Annotated in this window: 7 protein-coding genes; 3 read left to right on the plus strand and 4 right to left on the minus strand. The window is 67.4% G+C overall.

Translation table 11 applies throughout. The annotated features are described in order from the left end of the window. Positions 1-11 precede the first annotated feature (11 nt). On the minus strand, positions 12-1,544 hold the full coding sequence (locus FBZ88_RS01080; protein WP_145615012.1) for a Ppx/GppA family phosphatase: 1,533 nt from the start codon (positions 1,542-1,544) through the stop codon (positions 12-14). 29 nt (positions 1,545-1,573) lie between these two features. Further along, positions 1,574-3,760: an RNA degradosome polyphosphate kinase gene (locus FBZ88_RS01085; protein WP_246138438.1), complete on the minus strand. Its 2,187-nt coding sequence runs from the start codon at positions 3,758-3,760 to the stop codon at positions 1,574-1,576. Between the two features lie 174 nt (positions 3,761-3,934). Here FBZ88_RS01085 and FBZ88_RS01090 point away from each other — a divergent pair, with 174 nt between their 5' ends. Both FBZ88_RS01090 and FBZ88_RS01095 read left to right on the plus strand, forming a co-directional pair. Beyond that, on the plus strand, positions 3,935-4,465 hold the full coding sequence (locus tag FBZ88_RS01090; RefSeq protein WP_145615013.1) for a SixA phosphatase family protein: 531 nt from the start codon (positions 3,935-3,937) through the stop codon (positions 4,463-4,465). A 441-nt stretch (positions 4,466-4,906) separates the two neighbouring features. Next, a complete protein-coding gene (locus FBZ88_RS01095; RefSeq protein WP_145615014.1) occupies positions 4,907-5,938 on the plus strand; it encodes a methyl-accepting chemotaxis protein in 1,032 nt (343 codons plus the stop codon). A 55-nt stretch (positions 5,939-5,993) separates the two neighbouring features. On the opposite strand, the gene FBZ88_RS31195 is transcribed toward FBZ88_RS01095, so the two are convergent. Further along, a complete protein-coding gene (locus tag FBZ88_RS31195) occupies positions 5,994-7,157 on the minus strand; it encodes a M23 family metallopeptidase (RefSeq protein WP_281290095.1) in 1,164 nt (387 codons plus the stop codon). A 190-nt stretch (positions 7,158-7,347) separates the two neighbouring features. Here FBZ88_RS31195 and FBZ88_RS01105 point away from each other — a divergent pair, with 190 nt between their 5' ends. Beyond that, positions 7,348-8,325: a malate dehydrogenase gene (locus FBZ88_RS01105; RefSeq protein WP_145615016.1), complete on the plus strand. Its 978-nt coding sequence runs from the start codon at positions 7,348-7,350 to the stop codon at positions 8,323-8,325. A 67-nt stretch (positions 8,326-8,392) separates the two neighbouring features. Here the strand turns inward: FBZ88_RS01105 and FBZ88_RS01110 are convergent, their stop codons facing one another. After that, entirely contained in the window at positions 8,393-11,587 is a 3,195-nt protein-coding gene (locus tag FBZ88_RS01110) for a phosphoenolpyruvate carboxylase (protein WP_186464135.1), read from the minus strand. Between the last annotated feature and the right edge of the window lie 41 nt (positions 11,588-11,628).

Here is an 11,628-nt window from a genome sequence, read left to right on the forward strand (position 1 = left end):
CCGGCTGTCGCTCAGGCGCCAGCCTCCGCCAAGGCGGGGCCTTGGACCACCACCGCGCCCTTGCGGCCCAGGACCTTGGCCAGGCCGTCCAGGCGGCGCTGCACGGCATCACCATCCAGCATGGCGGCGTCGCGGGGCAACAGCAGGGTCAAGGTGTCCGGCGTCAGCCGCAAGGCGGTGCGCTGCAGCAGCGTGGCGGCGCCGCCGGTCAGCGTATGGGCCAGGCGCAACGCCAGTCCCACGATCATGGCCCGGCTCAGCTGTGCCTCCGACAGCAGGGTGCGGGTCAGGCCCAGGGGCTGGCCGTCCATGGTGCCGGCATAACGCACGAAGGAGGCCAGCGCCAGGAAGGCGCGTTCGGCATGGTCGGCACCGGCGAACGGCATGCGCAGCACCCGCAGATAGGCGTGCTCGGCGCGATAGTCGGGATGTTCCGACCACCCCAGGTCGGACAGCAGGCAGGCGGCCGTGCGCAGGCGTGCGGCCATCTCATCCTCGCCGGCGAACAAGGGGGCCGTCCATTGCGTCAGGGTGGCGGCCTCGCCGAACCGACCCAGCCGTTCCGCCACTTGGGTACAGCTGTCGATCAGGGGGTCGCGCCGCCGCTCTTCGGCCGACAGCTGGTCGAACAGGAACCCTTCACGCAGCCCGTAGGCGGAGAAGACGACGTTGGACGGCTGCACGGTGCGCAACACCCGCTCCATCACCAGGGCCGCCATGGGCAGCGTTTCCAGCCGGCGGCGGGAAACGCCCGGCATCTTCTCCAGGGAGGCGCGGCTTTGCCGCCCGACCAGGCCGGCGAAGTCGGCCATAACCCGGGCATCGACCACGTAGTGATGGATGATGTGCAGCGGGTGTCCCGTCTGCTCCATATGCATCTTGGCCAGCGCGCGCCAGCCGCCGCCCACGGGGTGGAACTCCCGCCCTCGGCCATCCAAGGCCCACGGCAGCTTGGCCAATTGGGTGTCGATCAGCTTGGCCGCCGATCCCGGCTTGCCCTCCACCGCCTCGATCAGACGCAGGGGCCCCAGCGGCAAGGTCGCCTGGCGGCCGATGAGGCCCTTGTCCAGCGTCACCAGCTCCAGGCTGCCCCCGCCCAGGTCGCCCATCAGGCCATCAGCGCCGGGCGTGCCCGACAGCACACCCATGGCGGACAGCCGCGCCTCCTCCTCGCCCGCCAGCACGGTGACGGGAACGCCGGTCAGCGCCTCCACCTCCGCCACGAACTTGGGGCCATCCTTGGCGTCGCGCACGGCGGCGGTGGCCAGGATGTCCACCCGCCCCACCTGCATGCCCTCGATCAGGCGGCGGAAACGGGCCAGATTGGCCAAGGCCAGCTTCACGCCCTCGGGGTGCAGCTTGCCGGTCTTCTCCACCGACCGGCCCAATCCGCACATGATCTTCTCGTTGAAGATGGCGATGGGCGAGCGCTCCAGGCGGTCATAGACCACCACCCGCATGGAGTTGGAACCGATGTCGATGACGGCCAACCGGTCGGCGCCAACGTGGCGTTCAGGGGCGGGTCGGTCAAACTTTACGGGCATGGCATCCGGTACGGGCTAAGGCAGGCAATTCAGTCGGCGCGCTTCGCGGCCTTGGCGGCCGCCTTCAGCAACAGCTTGGCCGGCCCCTTGGGATCGGTGACCGCGCTGCTGCCCCGCCCCGACAGGCTGGGGTTGGTCATGAAGAACGTGTGGGCGTTGAAGGCGCCCAGCGGTGCTTCGATACGATGATACTCGCCATCGGGGCTCAGCCGCCAGCTTTGCGCCTCATCCTTCAGGTTGGCGACCATGATCTGGTCCATCACCTGGCGGTGGCAGGACGGCGTCTCGATGGGCACCAGCGTCTCAATGCGGCGGTCCAGGTTGCGCGGCATCCAGTCGGCGGAGGAGATGAAGACCTTGGCGCCGGGGTGCGGCAGGCCCACGCCGTTGCCGAAGCAGACCACGCGGCCATGTTCCAGGAAACGGCCGACAATGCTCTTCACCCGGATGTTTTCCGACAGGCCCTTCACCCCCGGCCGCAGGCAGCAGATGCCACGGATGACCATGTCGATGCTGACACCCTGCTGCGACGCCTCGTACAGCTTGTCGATGATGCGGGCATCCACCAGGGAGTTCAGCTTCACCCAGATCTGCGCCGGCCGGCCGGCGCGGGCATGGGCGATTTCCGCGTCGATCAGGCTGACCAGCCGGTCGCGTAGCCCGATGGGGGCGATGGCGATCTTCTCCAGCGCCTTGGGCGTGGCGTAGCCGGTCATGTAGTTGAACATGTGGGCCGCGTCATGCACCAGCGCCGGGTCGCAGGTGAAGAAGCTGAGGTCGGTGTAAATCTTGGCGGTGATGGGGTGGTAATTGCCGGTGCCGAAATGAACGTAGGAGCGCAGGCCCTTCTGTTCCCGGCGCACCACCAGCGACACCTTGGCGTGTGTCTTCAGGTCGACGAAGCCGTAGACCACCTGCACGCCCGCGCGTTCCAGGTCGCGCGCCCAGCGGATGTTGGCCTCTTCATCGAAGCGGGCCTTCAGCTCCACCATCGCCGTGACACTCTTGCCCGCCTCCGCCGCCTCGATCAGGGCGGCGACGATGGGGGAGTTCTTGGAGGTGCGGTACAGCGTCTGCTTGATGGCCAGCACCGCCGGGTCCTGCGCCGCCTGGCGCAGGAACTGCACCACCACGTCGAAGCTCTCGAACGGGTGGTGGACAATGATGTCCTTGTGGCGGATGGCGGCGAAGCAGTCGCCGCCGAAATCGCGGATACGCTCCGGGAAGCGGGCGTTGTAGGGCTGGAACAGCAGGTCCGGCCGCTCATCGATGATCAGCTGCTTGGTCTCGGCCAAGCCGATCAGGCCGTCCAGCACGAACACGTCGTCGGTCGGCACATGCAGCTGGCTTGCCAGGAAGTCGCGCAGGTCGCGCGACATGCCGGCGTTGACGCACAACTGGATGACGCTGCCCCGGCGGCGGCGCTTCAGCGCGCTTTCGAAGGTGCGGACCAGGTCTTCGGACTCTTCCTCGATTTCGATGTCGCTGTCGCGCAGCACGCGGAAGAAGCCGTGGCCCTTCAGGGTGAAGGGCGGGAACAGCCGGTCGATGAACAGCAACACCAGCTCTTCCAGCAGGATGAAGCGCACATCGTTGCCCGGCAGGCGCACGAAGCGGTCCAACTGCGCCGGCAACAGGACCAGGGCGTCCAGATGGGTGTTGCGCGCCGGGTCGAACAGCTGGACGGCCAGCGAGAAGCCGGAATTGGCGATGAACGGGAAAGGATGGGCCGGATCGACGGCGATGGGCGTCAGCACCGGGAAGATGTCGTCCAGGAACTTCGCTTCCAGCCAGTCGGTTTCCGACGGGGTCAGCTCGCCGGGGTCGATGGCGGCGATGCCGGCCTTGGCCAGGTCGGCGCGCATCATCAGCCAGCAGGCCTGCTGCTCGCGCATCAACTCGGCGGCACGCTCGTTGATGGCGGCCAGTTGCTGCGCCGGGGTCAGGTTGTCGTCCGAGGGGGTGGCGACGCCGGCCGTCACCTGCGCCTTCAGCGCCGCGACACGGACCGTGTAGAACTCATCCAGGTTGCTTGCCGAAATGGACAGGAAACGCAGGCGCTCCAGCAGCGGATGCTGGGCGTTGTACGCTTCCTCCAGAACGCGCTGATTGAAGGCCAGCCAGGACAGTTCGCGGTTGATGAACCGGTCCGCCGACGTCATATCGATGGGGGCTGGCTCAGCTTCGCGGATCGGGGTTTCCACCGCCGTGGACATGGTCGCCTCATTAACAGCACGGGTATCGGGTCGATCACCATAGGCCGCCAACGTTACCGTTTCTGGTTCCCGCGTTGTCGATCCCGTTGTTTTCGTACCCGTTCCTTTTTTCTTTTCCGGGGCCGCCGGGTCCACAGCGGGCTCGGGCAGCCGGTCCATCCTGGGGGATGTCGCGTGAAGACCCTGTTCCTGCTCCGGCATATGAAATCCTCCTGGGACGATGACAGCGTCCCTGATCATGAGCGTCCCCTGTCGCCGCGGGGGGAGCGCGCGTTAACGACCATGGCCGACTATTTCCGGCGCCGCAAGGGTGGAACACCCCAGCCCGACCTCATCCTCTGTTCCACCGCCGCCCGTACCCGGGCCACGCTGGCGGGCCTGCTGCCCTTGTGGCGCGAGACGCCACCCATGAGCGTGGACCGAGTCTTTTATATGGCGTCGGCCCGCGCCCTGGCCGATCGGCTGCGCGCCTTGGCCGACCCCACCGCCACCGTCCTGCTGATCGGGCACAACCCCGGGCTGGAGGAGCTGGCGCTGGACCTGGTCCAGGCGGAAGAGACCCCCCTTCGCACCCGCATCATGGAAAAATATCCGACCGGCGCCCTGGCGCGGCTGGAATTCCCCCTGGACCGATGGGCCGATCTCGCTGCGGGGACCGGTCGTCTGGCCGAATTCGTCACGCCACGGGAGGTAGCGCCGGCTTAACGGCCGGCGCCATGGGATCAACCGTCAGGGTTGTATAATCCATACAATCAAGCGATATGCCCGCAGGCGAAAACCTACCCATCCCAAATCTGCAAACTCCATCAAAAAAGTAGATGGCAGTGGGCTGCATCAATGGCATAAGGTGCGGCATTCCACGATTATGCGGCAGCGGAAGACGAAACCGATTTCACTTTCGGACACCGCCTATAGGTTGCACATCGACTGTGCAGCCCTTTGCCCGCAATTTGGCCAATCCTCCACTTTCGGTTAGGAACAGGGCAGCGTCCCTGCCACGAATGACCAGGCCATCCCCCTTGATTCTTAACGACTTATTAATGGGATGGTGCACCATTCGGCTTCCGGCACGTCTTTTGCGTTAGCGTAGTAACGTGACGTTCTTTGCTGCGACGCACAAAAGCTAATCAAGAGAGTGGGGAGCCGATGGACAACAGCCTGATCGACCTGACGAAGAACGTTCTGGACGTCGCCAGCCAGAAGGTTTCGGTGATCGAGGATATCAACCGGACCACCAAGATGCTGGCCTTCAACGCCCTGATCGAGGCTGGCCGCGCCGGCGACGCCGGACGGGGCTTCGCCGTGGTGGCCAATGAGGTCAACTCCATCTCCCAGCGCGTCAGCGTGGTGGCGGGCGAACTGCGCAGCGAGATCGGCCAACTGGTCGACCGCATGACCACGGTGGGCGAGGATCTGATGACCCGCTTCCGGGGCCAGCGCCTGGCCGACCTGGCGCTGAACAGCATCGACATCATCGACCGCAACCTTTATGAGCGGTCGTGCGACGTGCGGTGGTGGGCAACGGACAGCGCCGTGGTCGCCGGCCTGCAGACCCCGTCGCAGGAGGCGTTCCGCCACGCCAGCGAGCGGCTGAACGTCATCCTGCAAAGCTATACCGTCTATCTCGACCTGTGGGTGGCCGACCGCAGCGGCCGCGTCATCGCCACCGGCCGCCCCGACCGCTTCCCCCACGCCATCGGCACCAACGTTTCCAACGAAGCCTGGTTCATCGACGCCCTGCGCACCCGCGACGGCAGCGACTTCGCGGTTGAGGACGTCCGCCCGAACCCGGTGCTGGAGAACCGTACCGTCGCGACTTATTCCACCGCCGTGCGCCGCGACGGCGCCCAGGACGGCGAGGTCCTGGGCGCGCTGGGCATCTTCTTCGATTGGGAGCCACAGGCCCGCGCCGTGGTAACCGGTGTCCGCCTGGAAACATCGGAACGGTCCAACACCCGCTGCCTGCTGCTGGACGCCGCCGGCCGCATCATCGCCGCCAGCGACGGCCGGGGTGAGCTGACGGAAAGCTTCCATCTGGTGACCCAGGGCCAGCCGATGGGCCATTACCTGGACCGCCACGGCCGCCTGATCGGCTTCGCCCGGACGCCGGGCTATGAAACCTATCGCGGCCTGGGCTGGTATGGCGTCCTGGTCCACAACCCACCCGGCCAAAGCTGAGGCCTCTCCTCCGCACCTCGCCCGGCATCCGCCGCCGGGCGAGGCGCCGGCCGGCTCAAGGAAAGCGCACCACGTCGCCATCCAGGGGCATGGCGTGGCGGATGGCCCGGGGGCTTCCCTCCAGCGCGACCGGTGTATCGACATCGAAGGTCGCCTCGACATTGGTCTTGCCCTGCCGGGTGTAGCCCTTGATCACGAAGGGCAACCCTTCCGATTGCTCAAAGGTCGGCCGGTCGCTCAGGTGGAAATGCAGATGCGGCGCGCCGGCGGCACCGGTCTGCCCCAGCCGGCCGATCACCGCCCCCGCCTGGACGCGATCGCCGACCTTCACCGTGACACTGCCTGTACGCAGATGCGCGTAGTGCGCGAAGACGCCAGGCGCGATTTCCAGGATGACGAAGTTGCCATAGAGGGTCCGGGCGGTCAGATCGTCCGGAACGGATTGCGGCGCCAGCGGCGTGCCATCGGGCACATCGTTGCGCACATCCCGCACCACGCCGTTCGCAACCGCCAGCACCTCGGCACCATAGCCGATCCAGTCCTCATCCCGGGTCGCCGACAGGCTGTCATGGCGGCCGCGCAAGGAATGGCCGGTGCCAGCCAGGCCAAACCAGTCGATGGCGAAGCGCTGGGGGATGGTGAGTTCCCCATCGACGGCGACCATGCTGCCCCAGTGGTGGGAATGGGGATTGCCCGGCCCCTCCACCGCCAGCCAAGCGCCACCGCGCAACGGCGGCCCGATCTCCAGCGCCGGCGTGCGGGCGACCGCGCAGGCCACGGCGCCCGCACGCTGCACCTGCCCCGCCGCCGTCCGGAAGTCCAGCTGATGGCGCAAGCTCGCCGGCGGCGCACCAGGCGGCAGGGTCAGCCAGAGGAACAGCACCTGGCGCCGGCCGGGCCCAATGGCGACACCATCGTCCGCTTTATCCTCCGGCGGCTGAGCCAACAGGCCGGCTAGGTCCGCGCCGGCCACGGTTAGCAGGGGGGCCGCCGTATCACCAGCGAACACCGACAGCCGCTCCAGCGTCAGCGGCCCGCCACTGGAATCAAAACTGGTGATGTGGAGTTCATAGGCCAGGTGGTTCCGTCCATCGCTGGCGGCAACCGCCCGGGGCAGCCAGGGGACGCGGGCCTCGACCTGCGCCTGATGGACCTCTGCCGCCCGCGCCGGCGCCAAGACGCACAGCACGACGCCCACCATAAAGCCAAGAAATCGCATCACAGGCCGCCCCCCGGGTTGTGCCTCTAAGGCAGCATGATCCCGGAAAACCGGCAAGGATCTTAACCCGAGCCCGCTGCGACAAATCATCAATAAATCGGATCGGTTCATTCAATACGTTCTGTTGGAACGATCATAAAACGGGGCGCAGCTTCAGGGCAAGCGTAAACCCACCCCGAGGATAATCATCATGACCTCCGCCCCCATCCATGTCGCTGTCTCCGGTGCCGCCGGGCAGATCGCCTATTCCCTGCTGTTCCGCCTGGCCAAGGGCGATGTGTTCGGCGCCGGCCAGCCCATCCACCTGTCGCTGTTGGAGATCACGCCGGCCCTGCCCGCCTTGCGCGGGGTGGTGATGGAGCTGGAAGACTGCGCCTTCCCGCTGCTGAGCGGCATCAGCGTCAGCGACGATCCGGCCGTGGCCTTCCGCGACATCGACGCGGCCTTTCTGGTGGGCTCCCGCCCCCGCGGCAAGGGAATGGAGCGGCGCGACCTGCTGTCAGCCAATGCCGCCATTTTCAAGGCGCAGGGCCGCGCGCTGAATGAGCAGGCCAAGCGCACGGCCAAGGTGCTGGTGGTGGGCAACCCCGCCAACACCAACGCCTGGATCGCCATCCGGCACGCGCCCGACCTGCCGCACGACGCCATCACCTCGATGATCCGGCTGGACCACAACCGCGCCCAGGCGCAGCTGGCGGCCAAGGCCGGGGTGGACGTGACGGCCATCGAACGGCTGGTGGTCTGGGGCAATCACTCCCCCACCATGTTCGCCGACTGGCAGCACGCGGTGGTGCAGGGCCGGCCCCTGCCCGACCTGATCGGCGACCACGCCTGGTACCGCGACACCCTGATCCCCACGGTGGCCCAGCGCGGCACCGCCATCATCGAGGCGCGCGGCCTGTCCTCCGCCGCCTCGGCCGCCAATGCCGCCATCCACCACATGCGCGACTGGGTGCAGGGCAGCGGCGACCGCTGGGTTTCCATGGGCCTGGCGTCGGAGGGGGATTACGGCCTGGCCCAGGGCCTGGTCTGCGGCGTGCCCGCCCTATGCCGTGACGGCCGCATCGAGCGGGTGCGCGGGCTGGAACTCGACGCGTTCGCCCGCCGCATGCTGGACCGCACGGTGGCCGAGCTGATGGAGGAGCGGGCCGCCGTCGCCGACCTCTGACCCCTCCCGCAAAAACGAAGGGCGCCCTCCTCATTCCCGGGGAAGGCGCCCTTTTCCATGGCGCCCGTCAGCCGAAGAAGCCGATGCGCTGAGTGATGCCGTTGCCCACCCGGCGCACCAGGTCGTACAGGCTGGCAATGGGTTTGAAGATACGCTCGTTCTCCTGCCCATAGTTCTGGCTGTCATCGCTGACGTAGGTGGCGCTTTCGCCGAAATCGCCCTCCCCCGCGGTCTCTGCCACGGGGAAGATGCGGGACAGCAGGTCCAGGGCCCAGGGCACGTCCAGCTGCATCAGCCGGGCCAGCAGGCGGCGATGGGTGATGTTGTGCTGGCTGGAGAACTGCGGGATGTGCGTCGCCCGCAGGAACACCTCCTGGATCAGGGCGATGCGCAGGGCGTGCAGCACCAGTAGGCCATTGCTCAGCGCCTCATCCGGCGGCGGCACCTGGCCCGGCACCGGATGACGCTCCACCCGGGCCAGCCCTTCCTCCAGCACGTCGAAATCGCGGTAAAGCTTGCGGAAGATGCGGATCAGGCGGCTGTGGAGGGGGTTGTCCTCCAGGATGGCGGCCAGGCGCCGCATCTCCTCCACCCGGGCGGGGTCGCCGGTGTGCGCGGCACGCAGCAGCCAGAAGGCCGGATCCAGGGTGTCGATATAGGCTTTCAGGGCATCAGGGCTGGCGATGGCCACGCCATACTCCACCATGCCCAGCAGCTGCCGGAAGCGGGGCGAGGTACGGTAGAGGTCGGCGAAGTGTTCCGGGTCTTTGTCGATGGCCTCGCCCACGCCGCTGACGGTGTTCGCCGGCAGGCCCATCTGCTGCAGGATGGCATTGTGGGGGATGGCACGGAACTGCGAGGCGCGGCTCTGGTCCACGTCATCGGCGTTGCCGTCGTGCTGGCGCTTGATGGCCCGGCTGCCCGAAGGATAGAGCAGGTTGGTGCCCAGGGCCGACAGCAGGGCGCCGTAGTTCGGATCCTCCACCAGCGACACCTGGAACTGCTTCACCGTGGTGAAGAATTCGCGGATGTAGTCGGCGTCGCCATAGAACGGGTCGTCGTCCAGGGTGGCATGCTTGCCGCCCAGCATGTGTTCCAGGATGCGCGTGACCACGGCCAGGGCACCCGGCTGGGTCACGAAGTAGAGATAGCCGTCGCCACCCTGGAAGCTGACCTCCTGCTTGAAGGCGATCTTGTGGTGGGTCATGAACGACAGCGTGGCCGGGGCCGCGACATAGCCCAGGCGCTCCGGGAAGCCCGCCGGATGGGCGCCGCGGCCGATGGATTCACCGTGGGTGTCGAAGATCACCAGTTGCACGCCGTCCAGGCGGTGGCGGGTGAACAGGCGGGCGATGCGCAGGCGCAGGCGCTCGATACTGGCCGACGCCGGCGTCTGGCCCAGGTAGCGGCCGGCATCGGAGAAGCCGGTCTGGATGCACAGCCGGCCGCGCCGCTTCACGTAGTCGCGGTAATGCGGGTTGTCCAGCAGCTGCTCGATGACGCGGCTGCCCACCTCCAGCGCCCGTTCCGTCTCGAACAGGGGGCTGATGTCGACCTTGTCGGCCACGCCGAACAGGCGAGCGTAGTAGAGCGCCGTCAGCACGGTGAAGGCCGATTCCGATTCCGCGATCAGGAAGCGGACGGGCACAGAGGCGTCGGCGTACTTCAGCATCTGGGCCACGACCATGAACAGCCGCTTGGCCGAGGTGCGTTCGGCGATGATGCTGCCGAAATTGATGCGCACCGGCCGCACCTCATCCAGCAGGCCGGTGATGGCGTTCAGGTAGGACTGGCGGTAGCGCGGGTCGTCCGGCGCCGTTTCCATGCCCACGGTCTTGCGCACGGCGTTGTGCAGCTGGGTGGCGTTGATGCGCACATGGGTGTGCGCCTGCCCCAGGCCATAGTTCGACAGCTCCGCCTTCAGGATGGCCAGCCGGCGCACCACGTCATCATCCTTCGCCCCCTTCCCGGCGGCACCCTTCCCGGCGGCAGAGGCCAGGCGGATGGCACGGTCCACCTGCTCGATAGCGTGCGCGGCTTCCACCAGGCGCAGGGGCAGGCCGTCATGCATGCGCTGGGCGATGGCTTCGATGTCCTTCTGGGTGGTCGTCTCCCTGCCGAAGGCGGCGACCTCATCCGACACTTGGGCGATGGCAAGCGCCAGGCGGGATTCCAGCAGGTCCAGCGTGTTGCGCAGGTCTTCCTGCACCGGCGCCACCTTGCGGATGGCCTGCACCTCGGCCAGGTAATGGCGCAGCTGGCCCAGCTGCACCACCAGGCGCTTGTGCAGGGTGTCGGACCAGCGGATGTCCGAGCGGCCGTCCAAGTCATAGCCCACCCAGCTGGCCACCGTCAGCAGGCGCGGCGTCAGCTCGGACCACTGGTCGGGGTAGCGCTCCTGCGCCACCGACAGCACGATGTCGTAGACGGTGCGCAGCGCCGCCTGGATGTTGGTGATGGCCGCCAGCGACAGGCGGTGCTCATCAGCCAGCGACAGCTCACCCGGGCGCAGTTCCGTCGCGGCGACGGACGCGATCAGTGCTTCGCGCGCGGCGGCCGTCAAGGGCACCCCGGCCTCGTCCCGGCCGGTGGCCAGCTTGGCTATGGCGTCCATCAACTCACCCGTCAGGTTGAAGGTCGGGTGCGCGGTGATGACGATGCCGAAAATCTCCTTCTCCACCTGGGTGCGGAAGGCGTCGAACGCCACGGCCTGGCCATCGGCCCCCACCGCCAGTCCCTCGATCAGGGCGCGGATGCGGGCGGCGTTGGCGGCGGGATCGGCCTCGCCCAGATAGGCGCCCAGGCGGCGGGCGCGGGCCAGGAAGCCCTCGGCCCCCAGGTACTGGATGGCCTGCTCCACCGCCGCCAGGTCCAGCTCGCCGGAATGCAGGCGGCGGGACACGTCCAGCGCCAGCAGGGAAACGGGGTTGGCGAAGGGATCGGCGTCCGCCAGTTCAGTATAGCGGGTGAGGCGCGCCACCAGGTCGGCCGTCAGGCCCACGGCGTCAGCCTTGGGCGCCCCCGGCTGGTCCAGGCTGGCGAACTTGGCGACGGGGCGGTCCAGCAGCGGGCCGGATTTGGCCAGGGCCGCCAGCGTGGCGGCGTCGGCCACCTTCACATCCACGCCGGGCGTGGCGGTGCCGGTGGAAGTGGTTTTAGGGGTCTTCGCCGGCGTCACGGTCTTGGCCGGGGCCTGCCCGGAGTCGGTGGACTTTTCCGCGGACTTTTCAGCATCCCGCGACGCTGCCAGCGATGACTTCATGATGGTTCGATGCCCAGTTTGGTTGCTCATCCCTGATGCGC

This window comes from Nitrospirillum bahiense, from assembly GCF_007828025.1.
GTDB lineage: Bacteria > Pseudomonadota > Alphaproteobacteria > Azospirillales > Azospirillaceae > Nitrospirillum > Nitrospirillum amazonense.

Coding starts and splice junctions, on each gene's coding strand:
- FBZ88_RS01105 (WP_145615016.1), top strand. CDS start 7,348: ATGACCTCCGCCCCCATCCATGTCGCTGTCTCCGGTGCCGCCGGGCAG.
- FBZ88_RS01080 (WP_145615012.1), bottom strand. CDS start 1,544: ATGCCCGTAAAGTTTGACCGACCCGCCCCTGAACGCCACGTTGGCGCC.
- FBZ88_RS31195 (WP_281290095.1), bottom strand. CDS start 7,157: ATGCGATTTCTTGGCTTTATGGTGGGCGTCGTGCTGTGCGTCTTGGCG.
- FBZ88_RS01110 (WP_186464135.1), bottom strand. CDS start 11,587: ATGAAGTCATCGCTGGCAGCGTCGCGGGATGCTGAAAAGTCCGCGGAA.
- FBZ88_RS01095 (WP_145615014.1), top strand. CDS start 4,907: ATGGACAACAGCCTGATCGACCTGACGAAGAACGTTCTGGACGTCGCC.
- FBZ88_RS01085 (WP_246138438.1), bottom strand. CDS start 3,760: ATGTCCACGGCGGTGGAAACCCCGATCCGCGAAGCTGAGCCAGCCCCC.